The organism is Deltaproteobacteria bacterium HGW-Deltaproteobacteria-6 (assembly GCA_002840435.1).
Lineage (GTDB): Bacteria > Desulfobacterota > Syntrophia > Syntrophales > Smithellaceae > UBA8904.
In genome coordinates this window covers 310,645-329,906 of sequence record PHAT01000005.1, presented here as the reverse complement: position 1 = coordinate 329,906, position 19,262 = coordinate 310,645, and the positions used below count along the sequence as shown (strand labels likewise).

Below are 19,262 nucleotides of genomic sequence, written 5' to 3'. Positions count from 1 at the left end.
AACGGGGATGGAACTCATTTTTGAAAGAAGTAAATCCGGACGCAGTGCGGCGGACATACCCGCAAGCGATGTGCCGGCCATTAATCTCGGGGAAGTAATCGGCGGAAAATATTTGCGGGATGATCTGGATCTGCCCGAAGTGGCGGAAGTAGATCTGGTGCGGCATTATACCAATCTATCGCGGCGAAATTTCGGCGTCGATCTCGGGTTTTATCCGCTGGGTTCCTGCACCATGAAATACAATCCCAAGATTAATGAGAATGTTGCGGCCCTGCCCGGTTTTACCGGATTACACCCCGAAGCGGCGGATGAATTTGCCCAGGGTAATCTGGAATTAATGTATGACATGCAGAAGCTTTTGAGCAACATCTTCGGCATGGCCGATTTTACGCTGCAACCCGCGGCCGGAGCGCACGGCGAACTGACCGGCGTCATGATGATCAAGAAATATTATGAACAGAAGGGTGAAGCGCGCCATCTGATTTTGATTCCCGATGCCGCGCACGGAACCAATCCCGCCTCCGGTGCGCTGTGCGGTTTTGACACGGTGACCCTGCGTTCCAATCCTGAAGGCGGCGTTGATCTTGAGCATCTGGAATCATTAATGACGGAGGATGTGGCGGGATTAATGCTCACCAATCCCAATACGCTGGGCCTTTTTGAACGCAATATCGAAAAAGTGGCGCAAATCATTCACGGTAAAGGCGGGCTGCTTTACGGTGACGGCGCCAACGCCAACGCGTTTCTGGGAAAGACGAGGCCCGGCGATCTGGGGTTTGACGTCATTCAATTGAATTTGCACAAGACATTTTCCACGCCGCACGGCTGCGGCGGCCCCGGCAGCGGTCCGGTGGGTGTAGGCGCCAAACTGGTGAATTTTCTGCCGGTGCCCCGGATTATAAAAAATGACGCGACCTACGCATGGTCTTCGGATTTTCCCGATACAATCGGCCGGGTGCGCGCCTTTTACGGAAACTTTAATGTGATTGTCAAGGCCTACACCTATATCCGTTCACTGGGTGCGGAAGGTCTGACGCGCGCTACGGAAATGGCCGTGCTCAATGCCAACTACATCAAGGAAAGATTAAAGCCCTATTTTGATCTGCCTTTTGACCGTGTGTGCATGCACGAGTGCGTTTTTTCCGGGAATCGTCAGGTAGCCGAAAACGGTGTGCATACCAGCGACATGGCCAAGCGGTTGATCGATTTCGGTTATCATCCGCCGACGATTTACTTCCCCCTTATTGTGCCTGAAGCCATTATGATTGAACCGACCGAAACGGAAAGCAAGGAAACGCTCGACACATTCTGCGATGCCATGATCGCCATTGCCCGGGAGGCAAAGGAAGACCCGCAGCGGGTGAAAGACGCACCACTGTCCACGCCGGTAAACCGTCTTGATGAAGTGCTGGCCGCCCGCAAACCGGATGTTTGCTGGAAGAAACCATAAGCAATCATTATAACGAAACCGCAGGGAATGTCCTTTAGCTGTTCCCTGCAAATTTCCCTGGCTCTCTTCATGATCAACAACCGGCAAAACCCTGAAATTCTGCGTAAACCTCCCTGGCTCAAAGTGCGTCCGCCTTATGCTGACGGCTGCCGTCAAATCCGCTCAACGCTTTCCGGCCTTAGGCTGCATACCGTCTGTCAGGAAGCGGCCTGTCCCAACATGGCCGAATGCTTTCAAAGCGGCACCGCCACGTTTTTGATTCTCGGCAACATCTGCACCAGAGACTGCCTTTATTGCAATGTTGCTCACGATCAGCCTTTGCCTGTCGATGAAAAGGAAGTTGAGCATCTGATCCTGGCAACAAAAATAATGAATCTGAATTATGTCGTCATCACATCCGTGACACGGGACGATTTGCAAGACGGCGGAGCGCAGGCCTTTGCCGACTGCATTACCCGGCTGCGTCAAGCTGCTCCGGGCTGTAAAATCGAAGTCCTGATTCCCGATTTTCGAAATAAGCCCGGGGCGCTGGAAAAAGTAATTGCCGCCAGGCCCGATGTCATCAATCACAATATGGAAGTGGTTTTGCCGCTGTTTGGCGGGCTGCGTCCGCAGGGTGATTATCATCATTCTCTTCAATTGCTTTTCCGCGTCGCGTCAACCCCGGTTGTTTCCAAAAGCGGCTTTATGGTGGGCTTTGGTGAAAAGAAGGAAGATGTCCTGCGACTGATCGATGATCTGGCATCCGTTTCCTGCGCCCGTCTGACGATCGGGCAGTATCAGCAGCCAACGCTCAAACACTGGCCGGTTGCCAAATATTACCATCCCGATGAATTTGCCGTGTTCAAGGAAATCGCCTACTCAAAAGGTTTTCAACATGTAGAGGCAGGACCCCTGGTGCGCAGCTCCTATCACGCGGCGAGGGCGGGGACATTCAAGTAACATGGTCATATTGCCTGATATGCATTTTTTTTGGCGGCTTGTCCGTCAGGAAGACAATCGCTCTAAATACTCCATAGAAACACTCTGCCATCCTTTATATTTGATCATCATTTTTGATGGCTTATACCTGTCAATAAGCTATTACTTAACTACCATTGCTTTCTGTCCTGCCGGCTCGTATTAATCTAACAATACGCGTGCTTTCTTGCCTCAAGTAAAGTAGATACCCGGTCGTCGGACTTATCAAGGCCAATTAAAGAGACAGGCATAGCCTAAAAACAAAAACCGGCTGCGCTGTTTGTAGTAAAAAAGAAGGAGGGAAAAATGAAACAGATGGAAAGATTTTATTTCACCGTTAAAGTGCTGGCTGTTTTGTGTATGCTGGTAGCGTTCAGTTCCAATGTAGATGCGGCGGGCAAGAACCCATGCAAGAAAGATATTGAAAAGTTCTGTAAAAACGTCAAACCCGAAAATAACGGAATCATGAGATGTCTGGAACAACATGAAAGAGAGCTGACTAAAGAATGCAGAGATTATGAAGTGAAAATGGAAGGCTTGAAGGGGGAAAGAAGAGAAATAGCAAAAGGGAAGATGAGATTCCGTCAGGATTGTAAAGCCGACATCAATAAATTCTGCAAAGACGCCGATCTCCAGCCGGGGGGAATCGGAAAATGTATTTATCAGCATGAAAACGTTGTGTCCGCTTCATGCAAGGCATGGATAAAAAATGATAAAGAAGAAATCGGAAAAGCAAATTAGGCTTTTTATCCGCGCGTGAGCCATCCATTCCTGCTCTATCAATTTCAACCCCGCATCCGGGGCAATACCTTGGCCTTCCGGATGCGGGGTTCGTTCGTTTAGACTGTTTGTGCTTTTGATGATGGCGGGAGAGGGAAGGCGGCATCTGCCGCACTTTTCCTCTCCCGTTGTTACGGTTAGACGAGTTTAAGATAATTTTTGACCAGATACTCAGCGGTTTGCAAAGCGCCTTTAGCCGCCCCCAATTTGGTGTTGTGCGCCAGGCAGACATACTTGATGCCATTTTCAATGATCGGATCCTTGCGGATTCGGCCGACGGTGACGGTCATACCGCCGCCTTTGTCGCGATCCACGCGCGGCTGCGGGCGGAACGGATCATCGGTCACATCGATCAGATGGGCGGGTGAACTGGGCAGATGCAGTTCCGCAAAGTCTTTGCCGTACTCGACCATCACCCGTTTTACATCTTCCGGCGTGCAGGGCTTTTCGGTTTGCACGAATGCGCACACCAGATGTCCGTCCAGCACCGGCACACGGTTGCACGCGGCGGTGATGCCGAACGGGGCGTTGACAATCTTCTCCCCCATCATCTTGCCAAGGATTTTCTGCGGCTCGGTTTCCACTTTCGGTTCTTCGCCCGCGATATACGGAACAACATTTTCCATCATATCCATCGCGGAAAGCCCCGGGGTGCGGCCCGCGCCGGACATGGCCTGCAGCGAGGTCATCATGACCTGCTTGACGCCAAAGTTGTCCAGAATCGGTTTTAAAGAAACAACCAGGCCGGCGATGGTGCAGTTGGATTTGGGCGAAATGAATCCCTTCCAGCCGCGGTTCTTCCTCTGAATGTCCAGAAGCGCCGCATGTTCCATATTGACGCCGCCCACCAGAATCGGGGTGTCGGCTTCATAGCGAAACGCGGAGGCGGTGCTGATGACCGGAGTGGTTTTTGCGTATTTCGGTTCAAGTTCCTTGGCAGGACCGGTATCCATGGTCGAAAAAATAATATCTACGGATGTCGGATCAAAGCTGGCCGCTTCTTCCACAACCATATTAGCGATGTCTTCGGGAAGCTCTTCCGTGCACCACCAGCGGATGGAGCCGTTGGCATCCCGCAGCGCGTCGATATACTTCTTTTCTGCCGAGCGCTCCGAGGCAACCAGTTTGGTTATTTTAAACCAGGGATGTCCGAGTAAACTGACAATCGCCTGCTGTCCGACGATGCCGGTCGCGCCCACAATGGCAATTTTTAACATAAAACTATTTCCTCCAAAATTATTTGTTTGATTTTAATATTTCTTTCGTTCTTTCGACATCCAGCGCGATCTGTCGCTTCAAGCTTTCGGGACCGTCAAATTTGACAATGTCCCGCAATTTCTCCACAAAAAGCACATTTATTTTATTTCCGCGCAGGTCGCCTGTATAGTCCAAAAGGAATACCTCAAACGTGGATGTGTAGTCTTCAAAAGTAGGTTTGGCTCCAATATTGAGCGCCCCCATGAATCGATGGTCATCGACCATAACAAATGCCGCGTAAATTCCCGGCGGCGGCAGCAGTTCCTTTTCCGGTTCGATATTGGCGGTGGGATATCCCAGGCCTGTGCCGCGGCCCGCTCCGGTAACTACGGCGCCCGCAACATTATAATAACGCCCCATTAACTTCGCGGCGGTCCGGACATTGCCTGCCAGAATGTAATTGCGGATCAGCGTGCTGCTGACGATCTCATCGTCGATTTTAAACGCCTTAATCACTTCCACGGAAAAACCCAGTTTTCGTCCCTGGGCCTTCAGGTAGGCGTCATTGCCCTGTCTGGCCTGGCCGAACGTGTAGTCATGGCCGATAATAATTTTAGTGATAGCCAGCTTTTCCCACAAAAACCCCTGCACAAACTGCTCGGCGGTGGTTTTGGAGTAATGCTGGTCAAAGGTGATGATAACCGTCGCATCGACGCCGCATCTTTCCAGCAAATCCATCTTTTCGGTCCGGGTGGTAATCAGGTAAAAGGGCCGGATATTCGGATGAAGGATCATCTTGGGATGCGGGTCAAAGGTAATCACCAGAGACTTTTTTCCGGCGCTTTTTGCTTCGGCAGCCAGTTTGCGACAAATATGCTGATGGCTCAGATGAACGCCGTCAAAATTGCCGATGGTGACAAATGCCCCCCGGAAATCTTTGGTTATCGATTTGATTCCTTCAAAAATAATCATGATCTTTTTTCCATTACTTAATTCATTAGCATTTCAACATAGCATTTTGGGTATTAAATTCAAGTTCATTTTAACTTGACAAGATGCCTTCGTTCAGTATAGTCACTTCTCTCGTGCCGAAGTGGCGGAATTGGTAGACGCGCTAGGTTCAGGGTCTAGTAGGTGTACGCCTGTGATGGTTCAAATCCATTCTTCGGCACCATTTGAAGAATCAAGGGGTTAGTCATGGAAGTGACTGCCCTTTTTTATTGTAAAGTCTCTTCGGGCCAATATTATTCGTCCGGCTGCTTCCCGCATTTTGAACTGCGAATCAAAAAAGCCGAATTTTTAAAGAAAGATGCCATCCGCCGGCGGCTAAGCCAACTCGAGCGCATTTATGATAATCCCGACGCAATCATTGAATTTTTGTTCTTTCGCCCTCTTTAACGCCCGGTTTCGAACCATTTGCTCTTTAAAATCATTTATGATACACGTCCAGCCACTCTAAAGCTTTTTCTGAAAGAAGGCGCGTATGTCCCGAAAAACTGGAATTGTCAAAGATAGCCGTTATTTGCGGCATGCTTCCAGCTTTTCGCATCCGGAGAGTCCCGAGCGGCTGATGTCCGTTTATGAAATGCTGGATAACCCTCACATGTCCTGGAAGTATGTTGATATTGAGCCCCGGATGGCCAGTCGTGACGAAATCGCTTACATCCACACGCCATCCTATATAGACACTATTGCCGGAACTGCCGGGCAGAGTTGTGTATTTCTCGATTCCGATACCATAGCCAGCGCGGAAACTTATGATACGGCCAGACTGGCGGCAGGCGGTCTGTTGAATGCCATTGACGGTGTGATGACCGGAGAAGTGAATAATGCTTTCGCATTTGTGCGTCCTCCCGGCCATCACGCGGGCACGGGAAATTCCGCCGGTTTTTGCATTTTTAACAATGTCGCCATTGGCGCAATGCACGCGATGAAAAAGCACGGCCTGAAAAAAATCATGATTGTGGATTGGGACTTGCATCACGGTAACGGAACACAGAAAATTTTTTATTCCGACCGGCGTGTTTTGTATTTTTCCACGCATCAATACCCCCATTACCCGGGCACGGGCAGCCTGCATGAGGTAGGGGAGGGTAAGGCTCTGGGTTATACGGTCAATGTGCCGCTCAGACACGGAGCGGTTGACGGGACATTCATAGCGGCATTTCGTAAAATTCTGGAGCCGATCGCGGATGCGTTTAAACCGGAATTGATTCTCGTCTCGGCTGGATTCGATACGTATTATCAGGACCCGCTGGGCGGAATGCGTGTTACGCCGGAGGGCTTTGCCGCGATGGCACGCGTATTGCTCAATATTGCGGATAAATGCTGCAAAGGACGGGTCGTGGCGGTGCTGGAGGGCGGCTATAATGTCGTAGGCCTGGCCCGATCGGCCAAAGCGACGCTGGAAGAGATGTTTGACGAAACGCATTGCACGGATAAAAAGCTGGATGCCATGGAGCATGAAGCCGACGAGGAAAACAAACCGGCTATTCAATCAGTGATTACCGGTATGCGGCGCTACTGGGATGTATTTTAATACCAAGTGAAATGTTTGATAGCAACTTTTGGTATAAGGAGGTATTTTGAAGCTAAGCACACAGGATGTTGAATACGTTGCTAAATTAGCACGGCTGGAAGTTGCGGATCAGGAAAAGGAAAAATTTACCGCTCAGCTCAACGATATTTTGCTCTATATCGATCAGCTCAATGAGCTGGATACGACGGGTGTAGCGCCGATGACTCACGCGATTGCCGTTACCAATGCTTTTCGTGAAGATAAGGTGATGGACTCGCTGGGAACGGAGGGTGCTCTGGCCAACGCGCCCGACGCGCGTGGAGAGTTTTTCCGGGTGCCGAAAGTTATTGACTGATCGTTCCGGAAACCTGGCAGCCTGAAAATTGCCGGGGTGGAGCGAAGTCACAAGAAGGTACACAAAAGTTCTGACTTTTTCCGAAATGAACAGATTTGTATAAAAGAAATAGAGGATTTTATGGAGTTATATTCATTAACCATTCATGAACTGCAGGAAAAAATAAAAAGCGGCAGCGTAACGGCAGTAGAGCTGGCCGAGTCCGTTTTTTCACGCATCGACGCGGTTGAAGATCGGGTGCATTCATACATCCGCCTGATGAAAGAACAAGCAATGGCCGCGGCGGCCGAAGCCGACGAGAACATCAAAAAGGGCGATATCAGACCGTTAAGCGGAATTCCCATTGCGCTTAAAGATATCGTCTGCACGAAGGGTATTACGACCACCTGCGGTTCGCACATCCTGCATAATTTTGTGCCGCCTTATGACGCAACAGTCGTGGAAAAACTGCGTGATAACGGCGCTGTGTTTGTAGGCAAAGCCAATATGGACGAATTCGCGATGGGTTCCTCCACGGAAACATCGTATTTTGGTCCGACGCGCAATCCGTGGGATTTGGAACGCATCCCGGGCGGCTCCAGCGGTGGGTCGGCCACGGCAGTAGCCGCCGACGAATGCATCGCTTCGATAGGTTCCGATACCGGCGGATCGATTCGGCAGCCGGCGGCTCTTTGCGGTATTGTCGGCCTGAAGCCCACTTACGGCCGCGTGTCGCGTTTCGGTTTGATCGCGTTTGCGTCGTCACTGGATCAGCTCGGACCTTTTACGAAAGATGTGGAAGACTGCGCGATCATGATGAATGTAATGGCCGGCTATGATCCCAAAGAATCCACGTCCGTCCGGACGGAAGTTCCCGACTACCGGCAATTTATCGGACGCGATATCAAAGGGTGGAGAATCGGCATCCCCAAAGAATATTTTATCGAAGGCATCGATCCGGAGGTAAGCGCGGCCGTTAAAAAAACCATCGAGGTTGTGCAGCAGTGCGGCGGCCAGTGCATCGATATTTCTCTGCCGCATACGAAGTACTGTGTGGCGGTTTATTACATCATTGCTCCGGCCGAGGCCTCTTCCAACTTGGCGCGTTATGACGGTGTGAAGTATGGTTTTCGAACGGCGGATGCACGTGACCTTGCTGAAATGTATCAAAAAACCCGCATGCAGGGGTTTGGCGCAGAAGTCAAACGCCGCATCATGATCGGCACCTACGCCTTGTCCGCCGGTTATTACGATGCCTATTACGGCAAAGCATCGCAGGTGCGGGCGCTGATTCGCCGGGACTTTGATGAAGCCTTTAAGCAATGCGACGTTATTCTCACACCCACGGCGCCGACACCCGCGTTTAAAATCGGTGAGAAAACAGACGATCCGCTGCAAATGTATCTGTCCGACATCTTCACCATCTCGGCCAATCTGGCGGGGATTCCGGGCATCTCCGTGCCGTGCGGTTTTACCGCTGCCGGGCTGCCCCTGGGTGTGCAGTTTCTGGCCAGTCATTTCGAGGAAGGCAAACTGCTGCAAATTGCCTCGGCGTACGAAAAGAACGCCGCCATGAAAAAAAGGAGGCCGACGTTATAATGGAATTTGAAACAGTCATCGGGCTGGAAGTCCACGCCCAAATGTTAACGGACACCAAGATATTCTGCAATTGCTCCACAAAATTCGGCGGGGCGCCCAACAGCCACGCCTGCCCGGTTTGCCTAGGGATGCCCGGCGTTTTACCGGTGCTCAATAAAAAAGTTGTCGAATACGGCATGAAAATGGCGCTGGCGACCAACTGCACCATCAATCCATCCAACAGCTTTGCGCGGAAAAACTATTTTTATCCCGATCTGCCCAAGGGCTATCAGATTTCCCAATACGCCTATCCGCTGGCGGAACACGGTTACATATTGCTTGAGGGAGACGGAGAACCAAAGAAGATCGGCATTACCCGCATTCACATGGAAGAAGACGCGGGCAAGTTGATTCATGATGAAAATAATCCTTCAAGTTATGTCGATTTGAACCGCACCGGCGTGCCGCTCATTGAAATTGTCGGTGAGCCGGATTTGCGCTCGCCGGAAGAGGCGGCGGAATACCTCAGGCGCCTGCATGAAATTCTGGTCTATCTGGAAATCTGCGACGGCAACATGGAAGAAGGGTCTTTCCGCTGTGACGCCAACGTATCGATCCGGCCGGTGGGGCAGAAGGAATTCGGCACCCGCACGGAACTCAAAAACATGAACTCCTTCCGTAATGTACAGCGCGCGCTGGAGTATGAAGTCAAACGGCAGCAGTATCTGGTGGAAAACGGCCAGAAAATTATTCAGGAATCGCGCCTGTGGGATGACGCGCAGGGCGTAACCAATTCCATGCGCAGCAAGGAAGAAGCACATGACTATCGCTACTTCCCCGATCCCGATCTGGTGCCGGTGATGGTGGATGAAGCCTGGATTGCCAGGATTCGTGAAGAACTGCCGGAGTTACCCTTAGCAAAACGCGAGCGGTTTGTGAAAGAGTATCAGATTCCCGCTTACGATGCTGGCGTACTCACTGCCGATAAAGCGCTGGCTCTGTACTATGAAGACGTGGTCAAGCTTTGCGGCAAACCGAAACAGGCCAGCAACTGGGTCATGGGAGATGTGCTGCGTTTTCTCAATGAGGATAAACGCGATATTCGTCAATGTCCCATCACCGCCAAGTCGCTGGCCGACATGATCAAACTGATTGAGGAAGGCGCCATCAGCGGTAAAATGGCCAAGGACGTCATTGACGAGATGTATAAAACCGGCAAGCCGCCGCAGGAGATTGTCAAGGAAAAAGGCCTGGTGCAGATTACCGATGAGGGTGAACTGATTAAAACCATTACGGCGATCATAGAAGCCAACCCCAATCAACTTAAAGATTATCGGGGCGGAAAAGAAAAGCTCTTCGGATTCTTCGTCGGCCAGGTGATGAAAGCAACCCAGGGGAAAGCCAATCCGCAACTGGTCAACGACCTGCTTAAAAAGATGCTTGCTTGATGATTAAAACAGTCTTCTGGAAAAACAACACGGTGGTCATGATTGATCAGAATGCCCTGCCGGCGATTGAACGGCAGGTGGTCTGTTCAGATTACGGGCAGGTGATTGCCGCAATTAAAGATTTAACCGTGCGTGGCGCACCGGCTATCGGAGTTGCCGCCGCCCTGGGTGCCGCTCTGGGCGCGCTATCCATTCCAACAAAGTCTGTCGAAAAATTCCAAAAGACCTTTAACGCAATTTGCGATGAGATTGCCAAAGCAAGACCTACCGCGCGCAATTTATTCTGGGCGCTGGAGAGGATGAAAAGATATCTGGATAAGGCCGTTCTTTCCGGAAGGCAAAACCTGACCTTTGGACTGGTAACCGAAGCCAAGCGTATTTGTGCCGAAGATATCGAGATTAATCGCCTGATGGGTCAACATGGCAGCTGGTTGCTGGCCTGCGGCGACAACGTTCTGACGCATTGCAACGCGGGCGCTCTGGCCACCGCCGGCTACGGAACGGCGCTGGGCGTTATCCGCGCCGCCTGCGGGCAGGGCAAAAAACTGCACGTCTACGTCGATGAAACAAGACCTGTGCTGCAGGGCGCAAGGCTTACCGCCTGGGAAATGAAGAAGGAAAAAATTCCCGCTACCTTGATTACCGACAATATGGCCGGTTTTCTGATGCAGCAGGGTAAAATTGACAAAATCATTGTCGGCGCGGACCGCATTGCGGCCAATGGTGATACGGCGAACAAAATAGGCACTTATTCCCTTGCTGTTCTGGCACGGGCGCACCGGATTCCTTTTTATGTCGCAGCGCCTCTTTCCACGTTTGATTTTTCCATTAAAACGGGTTCGGGAATACCCATCGAAGAGCGGCAAGCTGACGAAGTAACCTGTTTTCGCGGTGTCCCGACAGCGCCGAGAGGAGTGAGCGTTTACAATCCGGCTTTTGATATCACACCCGCAAGATATATTACGGCGATTGTTACGGAAAAAGGGGTGATCACCCGCCCGTATGGTCCGGGAATTGCTCGTTTACGAAAAAAGGAAACAGATGAAGTTACTGCTTTTTGATTTCGACGGCGTGCTGGTTGATTCGATTGATGTCTATGAAAAAACCGTAACGGACTGTCTGGAGCGCATCAATCAACCCCTGAAGCGCGGACGCGAAGAATTTCTGGAACTCTTTGAGGGGAATTTTTACGAATCTCTTGTGGAAAAGGGGGTGGATCTGGAAAAATTCATGACCGCCTCCGTGGATATTCTTTCCAAGGTTAATTATGCCGAAATGAAACCTTTTGACGCGATCAGGCCGGTTTTACGTGAACTTGCAAAAAATCATCCCATGATTGTTATTTCGTCCAATGATACACCGACTATTGCGGAAGCATTGCGTCTCTATGATTTTGAAGGGATTTTTCAGGAGATCCTGGGTTCGGACTTTATGCTCAGCAAAAAAGACAAAATTCTTCATGTTATCGAAAAATATAACGTCACACTTTCCGACATTTACTATATCGGAGACACCACCGGCGATATGAAGGAGGGCAAAGAGGCCGGCGTTAAAACCGTTGGTGTCACCTGGGGCTGGCATAGCAAAGAAAAAATGGCGGCGGTTCAACCTGACTATCTGTTTGATAAACCGGAAGATTTATTGAAGCTTGGCTGATGTTTAAGTTTTAGGCACCCGTTTCCGATTATAATGAAGAGATATATGGAGGAAACAAGATGTCGGATGCATTCGGAATAGCACTTACCGCGCTTCGAGCCTTTGATAAGAAGTTGGATGTAAACGCTAATAACATAGCCAATGTCAATACGGATAAGTTCAAGAAAAGCCGTGTGGATTTACAGGAAGCGGCGTCCGGCGGCGTGCAGGTAACGATTGAACAGATTAGCACGCCGGGCATTTCGCTGGGGACAAATGAAAGAACCGGCGAGGAGCGGGAATCTTCCAATGTGACGATGGAAGAAGAGTTTATTGATCAAATGGTTACGCAATATGCTTTTGAATCAAATATGCTTATTGTGAAAACCGCCGATGAAATGCAAAAGTCGCTTCTGGATATCATCTCGTAAATTTTTCTTTTAAGTGCCAAGGTCACTGGTGGGCCTCCTGGACTTCAAATCCAGTGTGGGGCGCTAGAACCGTCCCAGGTGGGTTCGATTCCCATGCACTTCCGCCAATTTATTTGTTAGATTTGATTTTATCGAAAAAATTTCTTCAACTTGATATTTTACCGTTTTTAACCTTCCAATTCCGACGTCCAAATACTGGATTTGAAGAACCCAACTGAACAGCAAAACCATGCAGCATGTTTTCATGATTGATATTCATCGGCGAGAAATCTTTTGCCTTAACTCTGTATTTGACATACAATCTTATTAACTACAGTTTTTAAATGTAGTGCTTAAACGTATATACATGTCGCTGCTTTTCTGAAAGCGCCGAAAGTCTGGTTGATATCTGCCGAAGGTGATATTTATGCAGCTTGAATCGATAAAAAATGTGTTCCTGGACATCAAAGATGAGAGACTGACTGCAAGGCTGATCCATGATTATCTCCATGCCACTGCAATAATTCAGGATGATCATATCCAGAAGAGACTGTTGGAGGAATTGATTAGAGAATATGTCGTTCTGGAAAAAAAAGTCGATAACCTCCTGAAAAATACCCTTCCTGAAACGGTAGCCAATGAAATCAAATATAGCGATGGCTTTGCCCCCCGCTCTTATGATTGTACCATCCTGTTTTCTGACATTGTGGGATTTACAAAACTGGCAGAAACAATATCCGGCGAAGTGCTGATAGGGTTACTCGACACCCTATTCAAAGGGATGGATAATCTAGTGGTAAGCTTAAATGGAACAAAGATAAAAACCATAGGTGATGCCTATATGGCCGTATTCGGAGCACCTGTTGCATATGATGATCATGCTCGTATGGCTGTAAAAGCAGGTATGGCGTTTTTAAAACTCGTTTACGATTTCAACAGGCAAACCGGGCAGAATATTCATATCCGTATTGGCATTCACACAGGCCGGGTAATGGCCGGCGTTGTCGGAAAGGAACGCATGCAGTTTGATGTTTTTGGGGATAACGTAAATATTGCTTCCAGATTTGAGTCATCAGGGGTCGAGGGCAGGGTAAATATATCTCAGGAAACGTACTTAAAAACCATTGATTATTTTGAATTTGAAGCAAGAGGAGAGATAACTCTGAAGAACAAAGGCAATATGAAGGCATATTTCGTAACGAGGGAGTTGTAATGGATCCTAAAAAACATAAAATAGGTTATGACCGGCCGATAGAGATTGCGGATAATATATTCTGGCTCGGATTTCATGAAACGACGACGAACTTTCACTGCAATCCATACCTGATAAAAGAGGGCAATCAGGCTGTTGTGATTGATGCAGGAAGCCGTCCCGATTTTGCTGTTGTGATGATGAAGATCCTGCAGACGGGTATTTCTCCCGATAACATCGTGGCTTTGATTTATCAACACATCGATCCCGATTTGTGCGGTTCTTTGTCCAATATGATCGACATCTGTGCAAACCCTGAACTGAAAGTTCTTTCCGAATCTCAAAATAACATGTTTATCAGCTATTACATCGAGCGGGACAAACGATCCATGTTGAAGTCAATAGATGATTACAGCGCGGGCTTTCTTTTTGGGGGAAGGATGCTGGAGTTTTTTAAAACTCCTTACGCCCACGATGCCGGCAGCTTCGTTACCCGTGATGGAAAGACAAAAACTCTTTTCACCAGCGATCTTTTTGGAAGTTTATCAAAGCAATGGGAACTTTCTGTTGACCTTACAGACGACTGTTATACATGCAGGGATTACAGCCACTGCATCCATTTGAAAGAATATTGTCCCATACCTGATATTCTTGAATTTCATAAGAAAATCATGCCTTCGGAAAAGGCTCTCGAAAATGCCATGAATGTCATCGGAAGACTTGATATTGATATGATTGCTCCTCAGCATGGAAGCATCTTTTTAAAGAAAAGGGATATAAATTTCCTCATTGAACGGTTGAAGACACTTAAAGCAGTGGGAATCGACGGCATTATAAAAAAATAATCTTTTTATGAAATTTTTCTTATATCATTGATTTTTTCCTGCATCATCATTTTGTGCTCATTCGTCTGTGAAAGGATATCCTTCATCAGAGTTTGATATTCAATGTCGGTTGTCTTTACAATTTCAGCATAACGTGATTCCAGCATGGATTGTTCGATATCCCTGGCAATAACAAACATTTTTTCGCGGGAAAAAGCCCCTTCCGTAACCCGTTTAATATTGTCATTTACTCCGGCCATTGCCGTATTCAGTGCAACAATGTTAAAGGGTCGACCAAATTCAAAGCTGTTCTGTTTTCTGATAATGATCTCTTGCATCTTTTGTATATTTTCAGCGTGCCGCTGTTCCGCATGGGCCAGTCCCTTCCAGAAGACCTGATCTTCCTTCCAAGTTTCAGCACATCTCGTATATAAATTAGCCAGTGCCAGTTCATATTGCGCCATTGATTCGAGAACTTTTGTGATTTTGTTAATATCAGTAACGTTCATAATAACTGTATTCCTTCCTGACTGAAAATGAGATGTGTAATCCAATTGCTCAATTTTAGAATACAAATGATCGTGTGTAAAGTAATATAAATGAATTAATTGACGGAATTTTGTGTTTTGGAACAACAAATCGCTGGGATATTTTATGTCAATAATTTATCTGAGTATGCAGGCTAAAGGCCTTTATGATGCAAAGGACATTACAGATAAGGCGGAGCATAATGTCCTCAGATTGTTATAAAATAATATAGCATTGTGAAATTGAATTGAAATTACTAATGTGGTCCAATTTTTCCATAGCTTTGAGTTAACAGAAGCCAACCTATAACCTTTTGTTTTTTCTGAAAAGGTTAATTTGTTCCTGATAATGATTAATCTCTTCAGGAGTGACTTTTTCCAGAAGGCACTCTTCAGCCATGTAACTTGCTACTTTTTCATCAAATTGAATCCTCATGCTGTTCTTTCCGGTCATTTCCTCTGATATTTCGTCTTTTACATATAAAAGCGTTCGCTCACCGGATTCCAGTTTCAGGGTGACGACATTTTTTTTCGGCGCCGGCAGCTGCATCTTTGCAACGCGATCTTCAAAGTCCCGGCGATCAATTTCCATTGCAATTCCATCCACCAGAAATACGATGATGCCCAATGGCGTCATGGTTGCTGCGCCGGCAACCATGCTTGTCGAGCCTACAGCAAAACTTGAATAATCCTTGAATTTTTTCGATCGAAGTTCTTGAGGCGTTAATTTACGGAATTTCAAAATGATGCGATAGCCATAAAAATCCTTGAAGCTTTCCTGCAACTGATAATATTTTAAAGAACGCAGGATAAATTCAGCGACATGCCCCAGATACAGTTTTTCATCAGGCGGCAATTTGACCGATTCCGGATTCACATCGCGTGACAATTTCAGGCAACTGAAAAGTGTATCCTGCGTGCCGGGTTTTGTTGCACACCCCGGTAACAGAATCACATTAATTTCGCCCCGGGTCGCAAGCGCTTTTTCCACATCTGCGTCAGAATCAATGTTTTGATCAATATAATTACGATAAATTGTCTGGCATCCTGAGAAATTAGTAATAAGAAAGATACAAGTAACAAGCGAGATTACCAATCGTATTAGCATTTTGCCATACCGAATATTATTGTTCATACCTGAACACAAATGCCGAAGTTGAGCCGACCACTGATTTTTTAAAATTTGTTTCGGTACACAGCCTGAAATCACTGCCGGTCATTAATATCCTGAAGATCCATGAAGGTGTTCATTTGTTTCAGATTCTTCAACTCTTTTTCGTGAAGCCCGTTCCATCCTGTCCTGCGGACATTTTGCTGAAAGAAGAACTGCATCATCGGCTTGATGATATGCTGCCACATGGATGTCCATATTTTCCCCTGACTTCGAGCAAAAGCTGATGGGGTCCACCAGCCAAGGGCATTTTGGCGATAATACCAAAAAAGATATTGGAGTTGATCCGCGGAGAGGTGTTTTGTTTTGACGTTTGCCCACAATCCACTGTATTTCCGGTAATCATCCGGATTGGTGACAAGGCCGTCATCGATGAGATGTTCACGGAGACGGGTTTTGGGGTATGGAGTCACAATCTGGCAGTAGGCCGCATCAACACCAATGTTGTTCAGGAAGGTGTAATTCCTGTGAATGGCACTTTCATCATCATTCGGCAGACCAAAAATCAAACCTCCTACGACCATGATTCCGTTTTTATGGCAAATATCAACTGCCTGTTGAGACACGGCTGCCACATTGCCTTTGGATAGTTCCTCCAGGTTAACCTCCGAGGCGTTCTCAATTCCCAGAAACATTCCCCGGAATCCCGCCCGCCTCATCTTACTGACCATCTCCGGGTTCCTGGCAATGGAAATGCAATCGGCCTGGACCACGAGGTTCAGTCCCTTGTAATTTTTTTTGATGATTGCCTCACAGACGGTGTCCACCCACTTTGGATTCAAGACCAGATTGTCATCGGCCACAAAGATCAACCGTGTTTTCTTCCGGCGGTAGATATAATCCAGATCGTCAATGACGCGTTCGACGGGATAAGTGCGATAGGACCTGCCGTACATATGTTGTATGCTGCAGAAGTTGCAGTTGCGGGTGCAACCTCGGGAGGTTTCCATGATCTCAATATTTTTGAACATGAAATGGTACCCCCATGTCAACCGGCGATGATCGCGGATTGGCAGTTTTAAAGTGGAAAGATCACAAAGAGTCGCCCGTTCGTTGTGGATGAAACAACCGTCTTCCTTGAAGGAGAGGGAGGGGATGGATGCAAAGTTGTCCTGTCCATCCAGGGCATTGACAAGCCGCCGGAAGGTTACTTCACCCTCTCCCCGAACGATAAAGTCGATAAGAGCCGCGTCAGGCGAGGCGGCAATTTCCTCAGCCATCAAGGTTGCGTGGTATCCGCCCAGGGCAATCCTGACATCCGGCAGTATGCTCTTAATGAAGCGGATGATCCGGTTGCACGTATCATACTGCCAGGTCATGGCGGAAAGACCGATAATATCCGGTCTGATTTTAGTCAGGGTGTTTGTAAGGTATTTTCTGATCGTATTTCGCTTTCGTATGAGATCTATCAGATAAACCTGATGCCGATCATCGATATTACCACCGACGCAGGCAATCCCATGGTTCGGCATATGGATTGCCTGTTCATGAATGATGATGGGAACGACATCAGGCATGGAAATGAGCACAACCTTCATGCTGCCCTCTCAGTTTTGTTAATTTTAATGATCTGTCCTGATACTTGTACCACATGTTCATTTAGAGTTCAGCCATTATTCAATGCTCTCTTCAGGTATGTCCCGGCAAATTTTGCGCCTGATGAGTTCCAGCGCCAATCATTCCATGATTTTTTTGAATTAAAAAACATCCTCAAAGCCGGACCTTAATCAATCATCAACAAAATCCTATCCCTCTTTTTTGCGGTCAAGATTGACTTGACACACAAGACGGTGTTTTCTATACTTCGTCACACAAAGAAGCATAATGATCCGGTTGAAAAAATTAAAGATGTCTTGACAAGGGGAGACACGTGAAGAATTTGGTGATTTTATCAGGTGGTTTTGATCCCGTTCACATGGGACATGTGTATATGATGAAAGCTGCGTCATTAGTCGGTGAAATTGTTATTTGTCTGAATAGTGATGATTGGCTGATCCGGAAAAAAGGCAAACCTTTTATGTCCTGGATTGAACGAGCAACCATTGTAGGCGATATGAAATATGTCATTGATGTATTGCCCATGAATGATGACGATGACAGTGCCTGTGACGGCATTAAAAGCGCGTATGCAAAATATAAGAAGCAATATGATATGATCTATTTTGGCAATGGCGGTGATCGAAATCCTGTTTCAACACCCAGTAAAGAACAGGCATTATGTAACCAGCTGGGAATAGGCCTGATTTGGGAATTAGGCGGTAATACTAAAGTTCAGTCTTCAAGCTGGGTGTTAGGTAAATAAGATAAGCGTGTTTAGGTAATTTTGCGTTAATGATTTTGTTCGAGAAATGCCGCCGAGCCAAGACATTGCATCCTCCCATAGCGCTTTGTCCCAAGGTTTGCTGTTCATGGGGAAATCGCTATCACCCTTCGGATCATCAGGGGACGCCATTTCTGAACGAGATTCTAACGTATCTCCCGTATGACCCTGCCGGAGCTTAAAAAAGAAAGCCCCAGGTTTCCTGATAAATCTATCATGACAGATTCTATCAAGGGTTCGTTGACCGGCCGCTCGGCCATCCATTCAACTATGAAGTTGGAACCGGTGCCGCTCTGATCTTCTTTAGAAATAGTAAAAATAATTGTTGCAAGAGGTTTAACTGATTGTTCCGCCGAGATAAAGCTTCTGACTATTATGCCCTCCGTATTAAAATAGTCAGCCTTCGTTATCTTGATCTGATGATTCAAATCAGTGTTGTGAATAGCGAGAAAAGCGCTTAAATTATGAAGTTGTTTATAATTAGACGGAATATTTGAATATATCGGCATATACAGCACTTGCCCCTTAAGTTTCCTTCCGCCTTTATCCGGTATTTTAAGGGTATCGGGATTGAAAGACACGGCTGGTGAGCTGTTTTCCGTTTTGGATTCCTGCCCGGCTTCCTGCGCCCGGCAAGATACAATTGCAACAGTAAGTAAAAGAATAAGGATGATTTTAATCCATTTCATTAACAGATCCTCCTTTTTTAAACTGGCTTTTACAGGATATTAGTAGAATGAACCGCCTCGTGTGTCAATGGCATAATAAAAATATTTCAGTTGCCTTGAACCTTTCAATTCAGAGGCCGTTGTCAGACAGAGTTTCCGACAAGATCCTTCTTTTAATGACGGGGCTTTTCATATTTTGCGATTTCTATAATATTTCAATCGGACATATTTAAAAAACTGCGGAACTATA

At 47.3% G+C, this 19,262-nt stretch carries 21 protein-coding genes and 1 tRNA gene; 15 read left to right on the top strand and 7 right to left on the bottom strand.

All coding sequences use genetic code 11. The features are described from left to right. Window positions 1-7: 7 nt before the first annotated feature. The 3 genes from CVU71_11720 (at window position 8) to CVU71_11710 (ending at window position 3,151) form a co-directional block, all read left to right on the top strand. Window positions 8-1,450 (top strand): glycine dehydrogenase (aminomethyl-transferring), encoded by a 1,443-nt coding sequence (locus CVU71_11720; GenBank protein ID PKN18176.1) that lies wholly within the window; start codon window positions 8-10, stop codon window positions 1,448-1,450. A gap of 27 nt (window positions 1,451-1,477) precedes the next feature. Then, window positions 1,478-2,392: a lipoyl synthase gene (gene lipA, locus CVU71_11715; GenBank protein PKN18175.1), complete on the top strand. Its 915-nt coding sequence runs from the start codon at window positions 1,478-1,480 to the stop codon at window positions 2,390-2,392. Between the two features lie 324 nt (window positions 2,393-2,716). After that, window positions 2,717-3,151: a hypothetical protein gene (locus CVU71_11710; protein ID PKN18174.1), complete on the top strand. Its 435-nt coding sequence runs from the start codon at window positions 2,717-2,719 to the stop codon at window positions 3,149-3,151. A gap of 176 nt (window positions 3,152-3,327) precedes the next feature. Here the strand turns inward: CVU71_11710 and asd are convergent, their stop codons facing one another. Together asd and CVU71_11700 are read right to left on the bottom strand one after the other, a co-directional pair. After that, on the bottom strand, window positions 3,328-4,407 hold the full coding sequence (gene asd / locus CVU71_11705; protein ID PKN18173.1) for an aspartate-semialdehyde dehydrogenase: 1,080 nt from the start codon (window positions 4,405-4,407) through the stop codon (window positions 3,328-3,330). Window positions 4,408-4,426: 19 nt separating this feature from the next. Beyond that, window positions 4,427-5,359, bottom strand: coding sequence for a riboflavin biosynthesis protein RibF (locus CVU71_11700; GenBank protein ID PKN18172.1), 933 nt, complete (start codon window positions 5,357-5,359; stop codon window positions 4,427-4,429). Window positions 5,360-5,474: 115 nt separating this feature from the next. Between CVU71_11700 and CVU71_11695 the strand changes: the two genes are divergently transcribed. From CVU71_11695 to CVU71_11655, 9 genes are all read left to right on the top strand, one after another. Beyond that, window positions 5,475-5,561, top strand: a tRNA-Leu gene (locus tag CVU71_11695). A 23-nt stretch (window positions 5,562-5,584) separates the two neighbouring features. Then, a complete protein-coding gene (locus tag CVU71_11690) occupies window positions 5,585-5,785 on the top strand; it encodes a hypothetical protein (GenBank protein ID PKN18171.1) in 201 nt (66 codons plus the stop codon). A gap of 85 nt (window positions 5,786-5,870) precedes the next feature. Continuing rightward, window positions 5,871-6,926: a histone deacetylase gene (locus CVU71_11685; protein PKN18170.1), complete on the top strand. Its 1,056-nt coding sequence runs from the start codon at window positions 5,871-5,873 to the stop codon at window positions 6,924-6,926. 46 nt (window positions 6,927-6,972) lie between these two features. Further along, window positions 6,973-7,260, top strand: a complete 288-nt coding sequence (gene gatC, locus CVU71_11680; protein ID PKN18169.1) for an Asp-tRNA(Asn)/Glu-tRNA(Gln) amidotransferase GatCAB subunit C — start codon at window positions 6,973-6,975, stop codon at window positions 7,258-7,260. A gap of 120 nt (window positions 7,261-7,380) precedes the next feature. Beyond that, window positions 7,381-8,838, top strand: a complete 1,458-nt coding sequence (gene gatA, locus CVU71_11675; GenBank protein ID PKN18168.1) for an Asp-tRNA(Asn)/Glu-tRNA(Gln) amidotransferase GatCAB subunit A — start codon at window positions 7,381-7,383, stop codon at window positions 8,836-8,838. After that, window positions 8,838-10,265, top strand: coding sequence for an Asp-tRNA(Asn)/Glu-tRNA(Gln) amidotransferase GatCAB subunit B (locus CVU71_11670; GenBank protein PKN18167.1), 1,428 nt, complete (start codon window positions 8,838-8,840; stop codon window positions 10,263-10,265). Before gatA ends, CVU71_11670 begins: the two co-directional genes overlap by 1 nt. After that, window positions 10,262-11,326 (top strand): S-methyl-5-thioribose-1-phosphate isomerase, encoded by a 1,065-nt coding sequence (mtnA, locus tag CVU71_11665; protein ID PKN18166.1) that lies wholly within the window; start codon window positions 10,262-10,264, stop codon window positions 11,324-11,326. Before CVU71_11670 ends, mtnA begins: the two co-directional genes overlap by 4 nt. Continuing rightward, complete coding sequence (locus CVU71_11660; protein ID PKN18165.1) at window positions 11,268-11,921, top strand: hypothetical protein; 654 nt, start codon at window positions 11,268-11,270, stop codon at window positions 11,919-11,921. Before mtnA ends, CVU71_11660 begins: the two co-directional genes overlap by 59 nt. Before the next feature lie 59 nt (window positions 11,922-11,980). After that, window positions 11,981-12,331, top strand: a complete 351-nt coding sequence (locus tag CVU71_11655) for a hypothetical protein (GenBank protein ID PKN18164.1) — start codon at window positions 11,981-11,983, stop codon at window positions 12,329-12,331. Between the two features lie 63 nt (window positions 12,332-12,394). On the opposite strand, the gene CVU71_11650 is transcribed toward CVU71_11655, so the two are convergent. Continuing rightward, window positions 12,395-12,577: a hypothetical protein gene (locus CVU71_11650; protein PKN18163.1), complete on the bottom strand. Its 183-nt coding sequence runs from the start codon at window positions 12,575-12,577 to the stop codon at window positions 12,395-12,397. A gap of 160 nt (window positions 12,578-12,737) precedes the next feature. On the opposite strand from CVU71_11650, the gene CVU71_11645 reads away from it, so the two are divergent. Together CVU71_11645 and CVU71_11640 are read left to right on the top strand one after the other, a co-directional pair. Then, the gene (locus CVU71_11645; GenBank protein ID PKN18162.1) at window positions 12,738-13,523 is read left to right on the top strand and encodes a hypothetical protein; all 786 of its coding nucleotides are present in this window, start codon (window positions 12,738-12,740) and stop codon (window positions 13,521-13,523) included. Beyond that, the gene (locus tag CVU71_11640) at window positions 13,523-14,347 is read left to right on the top strand and encodes a hypothetical protein (GenBank protein PKN18161.1); all 825 of its coding nucleotides are present in this window, start codon (window positions 13,523-13,525) and stop codon (window positions 14,345-14,347) included. Before CVU71_11645 ends, CVU71_11640 begins: the two co-directional genes overlap by 1 nt. A gap of 5 nt (window positions 14,348-14,352) precedes the next feature. On the opposite strand, the gene CVU71_11635 is transcribed toward CVU71_11640, so the two are convergent. The 3 genes from CVU71_11635 to CVU71_11625 form a co-directional block, all read right to left on the bottom strand. Continuing rightward, entirely contained in the window at window positions 14,353-14,835 is a 483-nt protein-coding gene (locus tag CVU71_11635; protein PKN18160.1) for a hypothetical protein, read from the bottom strand. Window positions 14,836-15,157: 322 nt separating this feature from the next. Then, a complete protein-coding gene (locus tag CVU71_11630) occupies window positions 15,158-15,844 on the bottom strand; it encodes a hypothetical protein (protein ID PKN18159.1) in 687 nt (228 codons plus the stop codon). 215 nt (window positions 15,845-16,059) lie between these two features. Beyond that, window positions 16,060-17,562, bottom strand: a complete 1,503-nt coding sequence (locus CVU71_11625; GenBank protein PKN18158.1) for a B12-binding domain-containing radical SAM protein — start codon at window positions 17,560-17,562, stop codon at window positions 16,060-16,062. 332 nt (window positions 17,563-17,894) lie between these two features. On the opposite strand from CVU71_11625, the gene CVU71_11620 reads away from it, so the two are divergent. Further along, on the top strand, window positions 17,895-18,326 hold the full coding sequence (locus tag CVU71_11620; GenBank protein ID PKN18157.1) for a cytidyltransferase: 432 nt from the start codon (window positions 17,895-17,897) through the stop codon (window positions 18,324-18,326). 164 nt (window positions 18,327-18,490) lie between these two features. Here the strand turns inward: CVU71_11620 and CVU71_11615 are convergent, their stop codons facing one another. Then, window positions 18,491-19,033, bottom strand: coding sequence for a hypothetical protein (locus CVU71_11615; GenBank protein PKN18156.1), 543 nt, complete (start codon window positions 19,031-19,033; stop codon window positions 18,491-18,493). Between the last annotated feature and the right edge of the window lie 229 nt (window positions 19,034-19,262).